Source organism: Thermosporothrix sp. COM3 (assembly GCF_059696735.1).
In genome coordinates this window covers 5,941,932-5,956,342 of record NZ_AP019376.1, presented here as the reverse complement: position 1 = coordinate 5,956,342, position 14,411 = coordinate 5,941,932, and the positions used below count along the sequence as shown (strand labels likewise).

Annotated in this window: 11 protein-coding genes; 6 read left to right on the top strand and 5 right to left on the bottom strand. The window is 53.0% G+C overall.

Annotation, left to right across the window (positions count from 1 at the left end; genetic code table 11):
• Positions 1-253: 253 nt before the first annotated feature.
• Together KTH_RS25565 and plsX are read left to right on the top strand one after the other, a co-directional pair.
• A complete protein-coding gene (locus KTH_RS25565) occupies positions 254-634 on the top strand; it encodes a response regulator transcription factor (protein WP_111324856.1) in 381 nt (126 codons plus the stop codon).
• A gap of 27 nt (positions 635-661) precedes the next feature.
• Positions 662-1,696, top strand: a complete 1,035-nt coding sequence (gene plsX / locus KTH_RS25560) for a phosphate acyltransferase PlsX (RefSeq protein WP_111324931.1) — start codon at positions 662-664, stop codon at positions 1,694-1,696.
• Between the two features lie 77 nt (positions 1,697-1,773).
• Here the strand turns inward: plsX and KTH_RS25555 are convergent, their stop codons facing one another.
• Complete coding sequence (locus tag KTH_RS25555) at positions 1,774-2,142, bottom strand: hypothetical protein (RefSeq protein WP_170211511.1); 369 nt, start codon at positions 2,140-2,142, stop codon at positions 1,774-1,776.
• 708 nt (positions 2,143-2,850) lie between these two features.
• Between KTH_RS25555 and KTH_RS25550 the strand changes: the two genes are divergently transcribed.
• From KTH_RS25550 to recF, 3 genes are all read left to right on the top strand, one after another.
• Positions 2,851-4,059, top strand: coding sequence for a CaiB/BaiF CoA transferase family protein (locus KTH_RS25550; RefSeq protein ID WP_497621678.1), 1,209 nt, complete (start codon positions 2,851-2,853; stop codon positions 4,057-4,059).
• 156 nt (positions 4,060-4,215) lie between these two features.
• Positions 4,216-5,352: a DNA polymerase III subunit beta gene (gene dnaN / locus KTH_RS25545; protein ID WP_170142827.1), complete on the top strand. Its 1,137-nt coding sequence runs from the start codon at positions 4,216-4,218 to the stop codon at positions 5,350-5,352.
• A 92-nt stretch (positions 5,353-5,444) separates the two neighbouring features.
• The gene (recF, locus tag KTH_RS25540; RefSeq protein ID WP_170142828.1) at positions 5,445-6,626 is read left to right on the top strand and encodes a DNA replication/repair protein RecF; all 1,182 of its coding nucleotides are present in this window, start codon (positions 5,445-5,447) and stop codon (positions 6,624-6,626) included.
• A gap of 6 nt (positions 6,627-6,632) precedes the next feature.
• Here the strand turns inward: recF and KTH_RS25535 are convergent, their stop codons facing one another.
• From KTH_RS25535 to KTH_RS25520, 4 genes are all read right to left on the bottom strand, one after another.
• Positions 6,633-7,910, bottom strand: a complete 1,278-nt coding sequence (locus tag KTH_RS25535; protein WP_497621676.1) for an MFS transporter — start codon at positions 7,908-7,910, stop codon at positions 6,633-6,635.
• Positions 7,911-8,065: 155 nt separating this feature from the next.
• A complete protein-coding gene (locus KTH_RS25530; protein ID WP_170142829.1) occupies positions 8,066-9,637 on the bottom strand; it encodes a DUF4129 domain-containing protein in 1,572 nt (523 codons plus the stop codon).
• Positions 9,618-11,219 carry a DUF4129 domain-containing protein gene (locus KTH_RS25525; protein WP_497621674.1) on the bottom strand — a complete coding sequence of 534 codons (1,602 nt, stop codon included), beginning with the start codon at positions 11,217-11,219 and terminating at the stop codon, positions 9,618-9,620. The genes KTH_RS25530 and KTH_RS25525 overlap by 20 nt, the downstream gene beginning before the upstream one ends.
• A 102-nt stretch (positions 11,220-11,321) precedes the next feature.
• On the bottom strand, positions 11,322-12,746 hold the full coding sequence (locus KTH_RS25520) for a DUF4129 domain-containing protein (protein ID WP_111324864.1): 1,425 nt from the start codon (positions 12,744-12,746) through the stop codon (positions 11,322-11,324).
• A 303-nt stretch (positions 12,747-13,049) separates the two neighbouring features.
• On the opposite strand from KTH_RS25520, the gene KTH_RS25515 reads away from it, so the two are divergent.
• On the top strand, positions 13,050-14,390 hold the full coding sequence (locus KTH_RS25515) for an ABC transporter substrate-binding protein (protein WP_497621672.1): 1,341 nt from the start codon (positions 13,050-13,052) through the stop codon (positions 14,388-14,390).
• Positions 14,391-14,411 lie beyond the last annotated feature (21 nt).

Sequence of the window (14,411 nt, the reverse complement as noted above, 5' to 3'; positions counted from 1 at the left end):
TCAAAGAGAGGTCATCCCCCGTACAGTAGTACAAATAGATACGAAATGTCAAGCGAAAAGTTCAGGCAATCACCCATCAGGGAGGAATAGCCCTGTACAGCAAAGAAAGAAAGTCCTATCGAGTTACTGATTGGTAATTTCCCTCGTACACTTAATAAGACCGGATGTTATAATACATTTGGGCCTACAGAGGTAGGCAACATTCGAGATGTCAAAAACTCTGTGCTTTTGCAGATGAGGGGATTGCTGGAACATGGCGAAGAAGATCTTAGTTATGGATGATGATCCAACGATTGCCGACCTGCTCACAGAAGCGCTGGCCGATGAAGGCTATGAAACCCATATGACAACCCAGAGTTTGCGCTTCTATGATGCAGTCATGGAACATAAGCCAGATCTCGTTCTGCTGGATATTATGATGCCGTATCTGGATGGGCGCGATGAGTTGCGGCTGATGAAGATGGGAGTAGGCAAAGAGATTCCGGTAATTGTGGTAACAGCCTTCCTGGGAGCCGTCCAGGAGGAAGATGAACTGCGAGAAGCCGGGGTCAGGCATATCGTTTATAAACCTTTTGATCTGGAGAAATTGGTTGGACTGGTCAAAGAAACTATCGGAGAACCTGGGGGGAATTGACGGATGAGTTCCTCAGGGAAGGCTCCTGTGCGCGTCGCGCTTGACGCCATGGGCGGCGATAATGCCCCCGCTGAAACAGTGCTTGGGGCTATTCTGGCTGCCCGTGAATATGGAATAGGTGTTTATCTTGTCGGTCATGAAGATAAAATCCGCGCCGAACTGGCAAAACATGATGTTGCAGGACTGGATCTTCCCATCGTTCACACAGACGAGATCATTGAGATGCATGAGCATCCTGCAACTGCTGTCCGCCGCAAGAAAAATGCTTCAATGACCGTGGCTCTTCAGCTTGTGAGAGATGGCAAAGCCCTGGGTGCGGTTTCCGCAGGCAACAGTGGCGCAATGATGGCAGCATCCCTCTTTACGCTCAAGCGTATTCCCGGTGTCGAACGACCCGCTCTAGGTGGGATCTTCCCCATTTTAAAGGGTGGGGTCAGTTTGATTATTGATATGGGAGCAAATACCGACTGCAAACCTGACTATTTGCCACAATTCGCCTTGATGGGCTCCATTTACATGGAGCGCATTTTTAATATTCCGTCTCCTCGTGTTGGCCTGCTGGCGAATGGAGAAGAAGAAGGCAAGGGAAATCAACAGGTTATCGAAGCCCATCAGTTGCTGAAACGCGAGGCGCAAACGCTTGGCATCAATTTTATCGGCAATATTGAGGGACGTGACATCCCGATCGGTGGCGCTGATGTTGTCGTCTGTGATGGCTTTGTGGGTAACGTGGTGCTCAAGCTCAGCGAGGGACTCGGAGAGGCTTTGAGCGGCATGCTTCGCACAGAGTTAACCAGCTCCTGGAAAAACAAGATTGCCGCGCTGATGCTCCGCCCAAGCCTCCGCCAGATCTTCAAACGCATTGATTATGCCGAGTATGGCGGTGTTCCTCTGTTAGGTATTAATGGCGCCGCAATCGTTGCTCATGGGCGCTCAAATGCGAAAGCGATCAAGAACGCGCTGCGCGTAACCAAACAAACTGGCGAGACCGGGGTTGTGGACGCGATCGCGGAAGGGCTTGCTCGCCTCAATGCAGAGCAGGAGAGCAGCAAGACAAAATAGCAAGACAGACACAGGAAACAGAAAAAACGAGCGTTTCATCTGTGTTTCCAAAAAGGTAGATGAAACGCTCATCCATTTTATTTTTCTTCTTGTTCCTTTTGTTCCTTTGCCCGTTTCTTTTTTCGCTTTGCCGCCCCACCTAGCTTCCCAATCCGGCGATAGAAGTCCGGGCCCTGACTCATTTTAGTGGCATTTCCTCCCTTTTTACCCATTTCAGAAAAATGCTCAGGACCATACTTGCTAACATTCGCACGACCACCTTTTTGTGCGATGGTACGGTAATATTCAGTGCCACGCTTCTCTTTGAGAATGGTACCTCCCTTTTTCCCAATCCGGCGATAGTAGTCCTCACCATATTTTGCACGAATGGTGTTGCCACTCTTCCGGCTTGGCTTTTTCGCAGGCGTGGATGATGATGTTGGCTGTTCTTCTTCTAATGATGGCATGGATCTGGCTACCCCTCTATTGTATTCTGGTTTGTTATCAACAGATTGTTGCTCTCCCTTCCACGAAGCCAGATGTAAAGCCCCAACACGTCCCATTGTCGCTCATTCCCATCTCCCACCTTGTTACGCCCCTCGGAGACTCTCCCTGCTCGGCAGGGTCTCCACTGCTGCCCGGCGCTATTCGTTTGTTTGTTTCGCCCCTCAGCAGCTCTGAGAGGCCATTGTACGACTCATCCTCGACAATGGAGGTGAGAGAAGAAAAGTACAGACATCTTACTCACTTTCATGGGTAGCTCCGACCACGTTGTGCCATGAAAGTGGGCAAATGGCTACCATGAAACTCGCTTTTCCCTTACTGAAAAACAGTTTTGTGCTTCTGCACGGGAAACAGGCAAGTCTGGTGTGTCAGAGCTCGAACTTCCAGAGAAGAGAACTCATGCGCTTGCTGATGTGCCTCAGTTTAGCAAAATAAGCAATAAATGTCAATAAATTATTATGAAGAGAAAGCACAAATAATCATAAATAAATATATTTAATTGTATAAATATATTGCACAAGCATTTTTCTTCCTAAAAATAATGAGAAGGTGTAGTAGATGCGTAGAAATAAAGCAGACAGAAGAGTAGAGAAACTCGCCTGCATCCTGCATAATAGATATGGTAAGATGAGGAAAAATGCCGTAGCCAATGTCACACCACAGGAGGCATCATGGACGCTGCACTCGCTGATGTTATCGTTGTCGATCTCACACGCATCTTCTCCGGCCCATACTGCACGATGTTACTTGCTGATATGGGTGCAACTGTCATTAAAGTGGAACAGCCCGGCAAAGGCGACGATACACGCCAGTGGGGTCCTCCCTACGCCGCCACCGAAAGCGCGTACTACCTGGGCCTGAATCGCAATAAACTCAGTGTAGAGTTAGATTTCAAGCGCCCTGAAGACAAACGACTCTTGCTCGACCTGATTCAAGACGCCACTGTCCTCGTTGAAAACTTTCGCCCGGGGACGCTGGCACGTTACGGGCTGGACTATGAAAACCTTCGGCAGCAGAACCCGGGCCTGATCTATTGCTCGATCAGCGGCTACGGGCAGCAGGGGCCCTACGCTCACTATCCCGGCTATGATTTCGTGGCACAGGCAGAGTCGGGTATTATGGCGGTCACAGGCGAGACCGAGGGAGAACCACAGCGAGCCGGGTTTCCCGCAGCCGATATCTCCGCGGGTGTCTTTGCCTGCATTTCCATCCTGGGAGCGCTCCACGCACGCGAGCGGACGGGGCAAGGACAATATATCGATATCTCGCTGTTTGAAACGGCAACCTCGTTTCTGGGCAATGTCTCTTCAAACTATCTGATCTCGGGACAGGAGCCGCAGCGCTACGCCAATACGCACCCCAATATTGTCCCCTATCAGGCCTTTCGCGCCGCCGACGGCTATATCGTCGTCACCTGTGGCAATGACACCCTGTTTCAGAAACTCTGCACCCTGCTGGACTGTCCTGAACTGGCGACCGACGAGCGCTTCGCGACCAACCCTCAACGCATTCGCCATCGAGCGGAGCTTATCCCACAGCTTCAGGAGCGTTTTCAGCAGCGCCCCGGTAGCGAATGGCTGGAACGATTACGCGCTGCTGGTATCCCCTGTGGCCCGATTAACAGGGTCAGCGAGGTCTTCAAGCACCCACAGCACAAAAGTCGCGGCTTTCTCTGGGAGTGTGAACACCCAACTGCGGGCTCGATCACGCTTGCAGGCTCGCCTCTGGGCCTGACGGGAACCCCACCACGCCTCTACAAGGCCCCTCCACTTCTGGGTGAAGACAATGCTTACCTGCAACAGAAGGGCACGCTTCAGGAGTACCTTCAACGTAAACAAGCTCCTGCCAAAGAAATCCCTGATACAGAGAAGAGAACTTAAACGGTGTTTCCGACAGTCGTCAGCCTAAAAATTTGTTCTAAAAAAATGCCGTATTTACGCTTATCAGGGGTAATATTTTGTTTACAATCCTTCTGGACTAGGCTATACTAGCCGTGATATTCTTTCTGTTTTTGGTTGTGTCTGGAGGAAACGTTCGTGAAGATTACATGTAAACAACAGGACTTGAGCCGCGGCCTCTCTATTGTCAGCCATGCCGTCTCAAGCCGTAGCACTCTACCTATTCTTGCTAATATTTTAATAACCACTGATAACGGCCGCCTTAAGCTCTCTGCGACAAATCTGGAAATCGGTATTAACTGTTGGGTTGATGCAGAAGTGGTGGAAGAGGGCTCAACCACAGTTCCCGCAAAAACGATCACTGAGCTGGTTGGCAGCTTGCGCCCGGTTCAAATCGAGCTCTCTGCCGACGAAGAGACCCATAGCATCAATATCCGCAGCCAGGGCGTCAACACGACCATGAAGGGCATGGACCCTTCCGAATATCCAACGATCCCAAGCGCAGAAGGCGATGAAACCCCCGTACAGTTGGACGCCAAACAGGTCAAAGAAATCATTACACAGGTCGCCTTCGCCGCCGCTGACGACGATACGCGCCCGGTTCTGACCGCCGTCTACGTCGATACGCGTGACGAGCAACTGACCTTTGCCGCCGCCGACTCCTTCCGGCTGGCCGTCCGCTCAACACCGCTGCCAGCAGGCGCACGCATCGAGGACAACATCCTGATCCCGGCAAAGACGCTCACTGAACTGGCGCGCATTCTGCCCAACGAGGGAACCGTTGAGATGATCGTCACGCCGAACCGCTCTCAGGTGCTCTTCCACACACCAAACGTTGATCTGGTCTCTCGCCTGATCGAGGGAAAGTTCCCACCGTTCCGGGGTATTATCCCGAAAGAGTACACGACCCGCGCCGTCATCGAAACCAAAGAGTTCGCAGCAGCAGTGCGAACAGTGATGCCTTTCGCACGTGATAGCTCGAATATTACCCGGCTCAAACTGCGTGGGGGCAACAGCGAACTTGAGCCCGGTGAACTAACCGTCGAGGCAACCGCCGAGGATGTGGGTAGCAGCGTCAGTACCGTGCATGCCTCCATTGATGGCCCTGAACAGGAAATCATCTTCAACGTGAGATATCTGGCGGATGTGCTCGCGATCGTTGATACACCTGAAGTGGCACTGGAAGTAACCTCCGCTGCTCGCCCCGGCGCGATTCGCCCGGTCGGCTCCGAGGACTACACCTATATTATCATGCCGATGAGCGCCAATCGCTAAGGTCTCAAACATATTCAGAAGAGATGATGCAAACAGCCCGCAGGGGACCCGTTCCCCTGCACGGAGCTGAAAGCACTTCACGGACGCATTTCATGTATCTTTCCCACCTCTCGTTGAGCTATTTTCGTAACTATAAAGAGTTAGATCTTACCCTGGCTCCGGGCCTCTCTATCTTCTACGGAGATAACGCCCAGGGTAAGACCAACCTGCTCGAAGCGGTCAGCATGCTGGCAACCGCCACATCCTTTCATGCCTCAAGCGATCGCGAAGCCGTCAACTGGCATGCACCGGACCATATAGCTCACCTGAAAGGGAACGTCATTCGGCTGGAAGATGATCTTGCCATCGAAATGATCATCTTTGATCCTACACCCCCGACATTCAACGAGGAGGCAGGAACACAGCCAGTCTCTCATCAAGAACTGCCCTCCGGGATGCCACGCAAGCGCCTGAAACTCAATGGTGTTCCGCGCCGTACAATCGATGTGATCGGTCAGATGAAGGTTGTGCTCTTTGCACCTGCCGACCTTCACCTTGTTGACGGCACTCCGGACGAGCGCCGCCGCTTTATTGATCGCGCTCTCTGTCAGATTGTGCCACACTACTGTCAGGCCTTGATGATGTATCGCAAGGTTGTCACGCAGCGCTCAGCGCTTCTCAAGCGCATTCGAGACCAGCATGAAGATCCGGGACTGCTTGTCTATCTTGACGAACGCCTTGCCGAGCTTGCGAACCAGATCATTTATGAGCGACAACGCATGATCACGGCCATGAATGAACAGGCTGCGCCGCTTCAGGAGGCAATCAGTGGCGGGAAAGAGCGGCTAAAAATCGTCTATCGGCCTTCGCTGAAAGTTGACCCCGCCTGGTCACCCTTCGACGCACCCCAACACTTTCTTGAGCAGCTTCGAGCCATCAGGCGCAAGGAGATCCTGCAAGGGGTCTGCCTGCTTGGTCCCCATCGTGATGATCTGGAGTTTCTGGTCAATGGCGTCAACATCCATACCTATGGCTCTCGCGGTCAGCAACGCACGGTCGCCCTCTCCACCAAGCTGGCAGAGCTCGCCTATATGCGCGCCCATACGGGAGACGAGCCGGTCCTGCTGCTTGATGATGTCTTTAGCGAGCTCGATCATGTGCGCCGCGAATACCTGCTGCAACAGGTCATCCAGCATCAACAGGTACTGCTCACCGCGACAGACCTGACAGAGTTCCCATCATCTATTCTGGAACAGGCCCATCGCTACCACGTGACAGCCGGACAGATCAGTTGAACTATCTCACACCGCCGCTTCTACAGAACGATCCATCGCACGCAATTTCGGATTCACCAGCAGCGAAAGCGTCACCAACATGTAGATGCTCCCGGTAATGATCAGGCTGTTTTGAATCCCCACGCCATTCACCAGGTAACCACTCAAAAGCTCTCCGACAGGAATGCCAATACTCGACCCGGCAGCTAGGACACCGAAGACGCGTGCCCGCATGTTTTCCGGGACCCGCTCATAGAGAATCGTGCTTAGCAGCGGATTGAGTGGACCGAGCGCCAGCCCCATAAACGCGTGGGCGATGGTCAAAAACCACATGTTCGGGACAAAGGCCATTGCCAGAAAACGCAGACCACCGCCAATACAGAAGCAGAGTCCAAAGGTCAGGCGGCGCGGCAATCTATGCCCAATCGCGCCAAAGATGATGGTCCCCACGAAGGCCGCGCCTCCCATGACACCGAAAATGGTACCCAGTGGTACCGGGCTGTGAAAGTAGTACTTCGTATATGCCGGAGCAATGACGGTCGAGAGGCCTCCATCCAGCAAGTTGGTAATCAGCACCGTCGCCAGCGTCGTGAGAATGACCGGCTCATATTTAAGAAAGGCAATACCGCTCCCCAGATCAGCGAAATAGCCCTTTATACCCCGCTTTTCGCTGCTCTCACGACGCGCCAGAGCAACCGAGGGTACACAGGCCCCGATCAAGAGCGCCGAGAGCAGAAAAGAAACGGCATCAATCCAGAGCAGGTTACTTGCCCCTATCAATGCAACCAATGCGGCAGCCAGTGGCAATGCCAGGAAACTTGACAGGCGGCTCACTCCATCGGCAGCAGCCGTCGCACGCTCCATTCGAATTCCGGCCTGCTTGACCAGAGTTGGCAGGAGCATTTCGCGTCCGGTTTCGCCCGGTGCTTTCAACAATCCGCTGATAAAGACCAGCGCCAGGAGCTGCCAGAATGCCAGTATACCGAAAAGATGAAGCAATGGAATACACATGACGGTGAGCGCGCTGAGGAGATCAGAGAGAATGCTTGTGCGCTTGGAACCGACTCGATCAACAAAGACACTTCCGAAAAAGGCTGACAGCACCATCGGAAGCGTTGTGAAAAAGGCCGTTATTGCGGTTTGTGTTACGCTCCCGGTTGTCTCCAGCACAAACCAGGGAATCGCTACAAAGGTACATCTATTCCCTACATAGGAGATCGTGTTCGCAACATAGTAGGCATACAACGGTAAACGCCGTACCGAGGATGTTTCCTGCCCTTCTTGCACATGCTCTGAAACCTGCATCCAGAAATTCCCTTTCACTTGCAATTTTTCGTTAGTATACTACATATATTTATCAATATCAAGCATAATTTTACAGATATCTGCAAATTACGACATAATTACAAGCATTTTTCATCAAATCAGTGAAAGGAAATGCTAGATTTCATGAAAAAATCTTAGTTATGGGGATGATCTGCCTTTTGTTGCAAGGACTGCCACTCGTGAGCCGCTCGTGTTACTTCCTCTTCAGATGGCTCCGAAACCCCATAACGAGCCCGGTTGTAGAGCGTTGTAAGTACATGAAGTTCGGTTGTAGATGTATGAAGATGCCGCTTCAGCCGGACCTCAAATTCGCTGGCCGTTTCGGCATGGCGTCGGGGAAAACCCCGCAGCCTTGCCCAGTGGAGGAATGCGCGATAGATACGACGCATACGCCACGCGGGCGTCTCCGCCTGCACCTCTTCATATGCAGCCTCTGGGCGTGCTTTGGGCGGAAAGAAACGCTGCCAGAGCGCCAGCAGGAGTGTGATACACTGCTGTTTGAAGAGTTGCCAGGACCAGATACTTTCACGGGTTTCATAGGGATGCGGTTTGCTCATCCGGCGATAGCGCCGGAGCTGTTGACGCAAGACCAGGAGCAGGATCAGCACAACGGCCAGAGGTACGAGATACCGAAGCGCCTCAAATAGTACCCGCGAAATCACAAACACAACCTCAGATGGTGTTTGCGCCCGACCTCCCGTCGCTGTATGCTTGCCGACATCCAGGAAATCCAGAAAACGCTGAAAAGCCAAATAGAGCGCATACAGGAGATCTGTGAAGAAGGGCCAGAAGATCTCAACTAGCCAGAAGAGAGGAGTCAGCAGGACCATTACCAGATAGACCAGGAGCTCGATCACAAAGGTATAGCCTGAACTCAGCACGTTGACCGTCTTCTGTGCCAGTTCAGGGGTCGCCAGCATCCAGACCACATACGTCAACACCGCGAAGAGGATGACAACGACGATCACCACGATCAGTTGATTGCGCTCAAACCCGACCGCTTCGGCCTTGCGTATTCCCTGGGTCATGCGTAAGAAGGCGGCGTTCGCAAGCATATGTGCAACCACGGCACAACCAAGAAACAGCGGGATCAGCACAAAAAGCGCAGGCTCATCACCCACGGTTTGCGTCACGATCCGGACCAAAAACGCCCCGATAATTACCACCAGTCCCAGACGCAATGTGCGAAAGACCTGCTCAGGATGGACGGTCTGCCGGGCAACAACCGCACAACGCACTTCCAGCCCGATCGCGAGCAGGAGAAGTGCCACAATACGGACAAACGCAGGCGAGAGGCTCAGCATATCGCTTCCTAGATGTGAGAGCCAGCGAAGGTCATAGAGCGCAAAAGCTGAGGCATAGAGGCTTCCCCAGAGGATCGGTACCAGCAGAGCCAGCACCCAGAGCGTCAGCCACAGGGTGTCCAGCGTCGCGCCGCGTGTACCCTGCGTCTCATCACGCAAGGCGGCTCCTCGTTCCAGCAAACGCGCCAGCCAACCGGTTCCCTCCATCAGCAACAACAGTCCCCAGAACGGCAAGAGGGCCGTGACCATGCCTCCCAGACGAAAGCTGGTCAGCCCCACAAGCAACGCATAGATCCAGCATGCTTCCATGCCGAGAAAAAGAAAGGGTAGGAGACGCGCTCCCACCCCCAGATCTATTTCTTGCGTGATTGGATGCCTCTGTTCAGGAGTCCGCGACTCCATAGTTCTGCTTCCTCTCCGGGCCAGGCCCAAATCTTGCCTGTTGCTGGAACGCCTGCCATTGTTGTTGTGTCTGCACCACCACATCCTGTGACGGCTCAGAGCCACTGTAGCGCGTCTGTGTATATGTCTCCGTCAGTCCCTTTAGCTCGGGCTCCCCCTGACTGATATAAGCCCGCAAACGCCGCTCAAACTCGTAGGGGGTCTCACCCTGCTTGCGGGTCACGCCACGGAGCGCCGCCCACTGCAAGAGCGCTCGATAAATCTCACGAACTGTACGCGCCATTGGAGAGCCCGCAATCACCGCAGCGGGCACCTGCTCTTTCTCGTCTTGCTTCTGCGGGAAGAAACGCAGCCAGAACGACCGTAAAAATGCCCTTAACTGGGTGGTAAAGAGCTCCCAGGACCAGATACTCTCACGCTGCTCGCCCGGGCGTTGACGCACCCGGCTCCGGCGTTTGCGCAACATACGCGCGATCCCATAAGCAAGCGCCAGCAAAACAATTATCGGCAACGCATAGCGCACGATCTCTCCAATCGCAAGCGTGGTCGGGTCCGCATCCTTCGTCGGCTGAAAGATCCCCACAGGTGGTTTATACCTCTTCTGTTCGGGCATATCAGCCAGGTCGGCCCCAAAGAGATGAGCAGCCAGCCAGCTCAATAGTGGAGAGAGAACATAGTAAAACGGGGTCACAATCCAACCCACCACGGTCGCAATCACCATCACCACCGCGTTATATGCAGGAGCAACCGCGCTCACTATCTGACCGAGCAGTTCGGGAGAGATCAGCAGCCAGGCCAGAAGCGCGACCACAGCAAAAACGGCACAGATAGCCAGAACGACTGAGAGAATATTGCGCTCCTGCCCCTCAACACTGCCAAAAAGGCCCTGGGCATGGGTCTCACGTATGAAGGACGCATTTGCCAATGCATGCGCAATAACAGTACAGCAGATAAAGAGCAGCACCACCAGAAACAGTGCTGGATCATTGCCCATGTCCTGTCCCATTGCGCGCAGGATACCCGCCACAGCCAGCACGCCTATTCCTATGCGGAAGGTCAGGAAGACCCGTCCGGGTTCAAGCGTTTGCCGTGCCAGGGTTACCGCCCTCCAGCCAAAGTAGATAGAGAGCACTAGAATCAAGCAGATGCGGTAAAACGCGGGAGAAGCGGTCAGGAAATCATGAGCCAGAGCGCCGAACCAACGCGCATCCCAGACAGCAAAAGAACCGGCGTACAGGCCTCCCCAGAGAACCGGTATCTCTAAGATAATCATCAGCCCAAAAAGCCAGATAGCATCGGCAGCCACGCTCGGCGGTTCCTTGCCTGCTTCCATCATCTTTGCAGCGCGCTTTTCAAGCAGGATAGACAACCACATTGCCCCACCAGCCAGCAATAACATTCCCCAGAACGGCATCACAGGATCATGCAGACCCAGAACATGGACACTGGAGAAGCCAACAAAAAGCGCGTAAATACAGCATATTTCCATCACCGTAAAGACCAGAGGTAAAAGCTGAGCTCCTGTACTCAGGGGCTCTCCGGTCTCCTGCGTGACTTCCTGTGTGGCGGACGGTGTTTTCATGGTTCGCTTCTAACTCTTTTCCTTTTACGCTTCTCAACCTTGCTTCTCAAAACATGTATGCATACTATACGCTGTCATGTCAACCTTGCTCACATGCCGGAACTACTGCCCTTTTCGCTTCCCCTGTTGGAGAAGCAGACACGCCTCACGAACCCGCAGGATCTCCTCAGCCTGAAACGTTCTCCCACCATAGCGAGCAGCAATATAGGCCAGCGTCACCTGATGCAATTCCGGTCCTCTGACCGCCAATTGATCCAGCAAGCGACGCTCAAACTCGCTCGGGGTTTCATCCAGCCTGCGCTTGATCCCATTCCGTTCGGCCCACGCCAGCAACGCCCGATAGAGCTCACGTATAGAGCGAATCGTTGGCTCATGTTCCAGCTCCATCGGGTATCGTTCTTGCTCGGCCTCAGCGACAGCACGAGTCTTTTTGCGGAGCAGGGCCCTGAAAAGGCTCCGTAACTGCTCAAAGAACAAGTGCCAGGACCAGATACTCTCATGCAGCTCACTCGTCACTTTGCGCTTGCGCAACGCCAGCAGAAAGCGAATCAGGAGGAGTGCAACAATCAGCGCTGTTACCGCAACCAGGATAGCGAAAAAGAGAGAGGAGTTTGCAGGAGATGCAGATTGATGATCCAGTGTCCTGAACTGCTTTATCGGTGGTTCATGCTTTTGACCGGACTTATACTCCGGGAGCACCAGCGACAGCAGCCACACCAGCGGATAGAATACCAGCGCAAATACATAAATAGCGCCCTGATAAAGCCACACCAGCGGCCTCTGGAGCACAGTCAGCAAGTTCGGCTGAATAATTGAGACAATAAGGATGGCAAGGACGACCAGAAACAAACAGAACAAACTAACCATGCTCAACAGCGTCAGATCCTGCCGTGCGACATCACCGAACATCGACTTCTGGTAACTAAGCCGCAGAAAAGCGACTCTGGAAAAAGACTGCGCAAATAACGAACTGGCAATAAATACCACAATTGTCAGGAACAGAGGGGAAAGGAATGCAGCTTTCTGCGTGGCAGCAATCACACCAAGCGCACCTAGCAGCCAGAGGATGCCGCGCCGAAATTTTTCCGTTATATCACCCGGCTCCAATGAGCCCCGGGCAAGAGAGCGCCCATGCCAGAGTATCGCCAGACAAACCACAAAAATAAGAACCAGATGCGCGATCAGCAACGTCGTATCCCCGGCGCCTGCCCATACGGTCGCTATGATCGTCCAGGAGAGCCCAGGCGTCACAAGTGCAGCACCAACGCTATACAACCCCAGAGAAGGCAGCAATCCCCGGCGTTTCTCAAGCAGAGAGACAGGGCCGGCACAGAGAAACCCCATGAGCACAAGAGGCCAGGTAGACTGAAGCGGTTCAAAAAGCGGCGCACTAAAAAGAGCGTTCGCCGCAAGCAGTAAGGCATAGATCCAGCATGCTTCCATCACGATGAGCATGAGAGGAAGAAACGCTTCACCGATACTGAAACGCGGCGTTGCTCTTTCAGATGTTCTGTTTGTTCCTTTCATGATTCAATATCTCTCCCTCTACATTCAGGATATACGTCAGGAAACCAGAAGCAATCACCATAAAGACAAACCCAATACAGTCACTCCCTTTAAATACATCTATATAAAGCAGAATTTTGTCGAGGGGAGAAAATATAAATAGCTCATATTCACAAACTTATACAGACACATATCTCACAAAGCAGAACTCTCTCTCGGGCCGCTATCCTCTCCCGGACAGCATTTCTCACCAAATGCTGGAGGGAAAGTATAAGCCAAAAGCATAAAAAAGTATGTCAGACAGCGTGAAAGGAGCAACCTGAAATGGATACCGAACAACGTCAGTTCCTGGATGATATTCTTTCTGGCATGCGTTCAGGGCGCATCACACGCCGCACCTTTCTGGAAAGAGCCACCCTGCTCGGTCTGACCAGCACAAGCGCACTTTCTCTCCTGGAAGCCTGTGGCGGAAGCGCCAGCGGTGCAAATACGCTGGTCTGGCAGAGTGAAAACGACACATCAAACACCTACGGAAAACTAACCGAGGCCTTCAATACCACTGTCGGCAAGAAAAATAATATTGCTGTCGTCTGGCGGCAAGGGCCTAACAGCACAGATGATCTCTTGACCAGATACACCACAACCCTGCGCGCCCGCGGCACCAGTATCGACATTCTCTCACTAGATGTGGTCTATCCGGCTCAGTTTGCCGCCAATGCCTGGATTCAGCCACTGGACAAATTCTGGACACCCGAAGAGCGCAAGAACTATCTGCAAAGCCCGCTCCAGGCCTGTACCTATCAGGGAAAGCTCTGGGCGGCCCCTTTCCGCACCGATATCGGGCTGCTCTATTACCGTTCTGACCTGCTCTCTCATCCACCCAAGACCTGGGAGGAACTGAGCAATGTCGCCAGGACCTTGCAGCCACAGACAAAATATGGCTTTGTCTGGCAGGGAGCACAATATGAAGGACTTGTCTGCAACTTTGCCGAGGTGCTCCATAGCTATGGCGGCGCAGTGCTCGATACCAAAGATCCCACCAACATCAAAGTGAACGATGCGCGTGGACGCGCGGCGCTCTCCACTATGGTGAACTGGGTCGGGACGATCTCGCCAGATGCCGTCATCACCTATCAGGAACAGCAATCGCTCGATGTCTTTAAAAGCGGTGATGCGCTCTTTATGCGCAACTGGCCCTTTGCCATTGCAATCAGCAATGATGCCAAACAGTCACGCATTCCCCGGCAATTTGAGATTGGAGCCCTGCCAGCAGGAGACAAAGAGGGAACAGGACATTCCACCATTGGCGGCTGGAATCTGGCCATTAACGCCTTTTTGCCTGAAGAGCGCGCCCGGGCCGCCTGGGAGTTTATCAAGTATATGTTAAGTCCGGAGGCCCAGAAGATCGCGGCGCTGAAAGCCACCTTCACCGTTACGCTTGCCAGTATCTACGGAGATGCAGATGTCCTGAAGCAACATCCAGAATTTGCCCGCTTTAAACCGATTCTGGAACAGTCTCAGCCGCGCCCAGTATCACCCAAATACACGGCAGTCTCCAACGCGATTCAGAAGCATATCTTTCGGGCGCTCAAGCATCAGGTCACGCCGGTCGAAGCTCTGGCGAACCTTGAAACCGAGCTCAACAATATCATCAATCCCAGATAAAACGCGGCATGAGAGGCTATT

What these genes read in the sequence shown, in the direction of transcription:
- KTH_RS25565 (WP_111324856.1), top strand. Translation starts at nt 254, where the DNA reads ATGGCGAAGAAGATCTTAGTTATGGATGATGATCCAACGATTGCCGAC.
- KTH_RS25555 (WP_170211511.1), bottom strand. Translation starts at nt 2,142, where the DNA reads ATGCCATCATTAGAAGAAGAACAGCCAACATCATCATCCACGCCTGCG.
- KTH_RS25550 (WP_497621678.1), top strand. Translation starts at nt 2,851, where the DNA reads ATGGACGCTGCACTCGCTGATGTTATCGTTGTCGATCTCACACGCATC.
- recF (WP_170142828.1), top strand. Translation starts at nt 5,445, where the DNA reads ATGTATCTTTCCCACCTCTCGTTGAGCTATTTTCGTAACTATAAAGAG.
- KTH_RS25535 (WP_497621676.1), bottom strand. Translation starts at nt 7,910, where the DNA reads ATGCAGGTTTCAGAGCATGTGCAAGAAGGGCAGGAAACATCCTCGGTA.
- KTH_RS25530 (WP_170142829.1), bottom strand. Translation starts at nt 9,637, where the DNA reads ATGGAGTCGCGGACTCCTGAACAGAGGCATCCAATCACGCAAGAAATA.
- KTH_RS25525 (WP_497621674.1), bottom strand. Translation starts at nt 11,219, where the DNA reads ATGAAAACACCGTCCGCCACACAGGAAGTCACGCAGGAGACCGGAGAG.
- KTH_RS25520 (WP_111324864.1), bottom strand. Translation starts at nt 12,746, where the DNA reads ATGAAAGGAACAAACAGAACATCTGAAAGAGCAACGCCGCGTTTCAGT.
- KTH_RS25515 (WP_497621672.1), top strand. Translation starts at nt 13,050, where the DNA reads ATGGATACCGAACAACGTCAGTTCCTGGATGATATTCTTTCTGGCATG.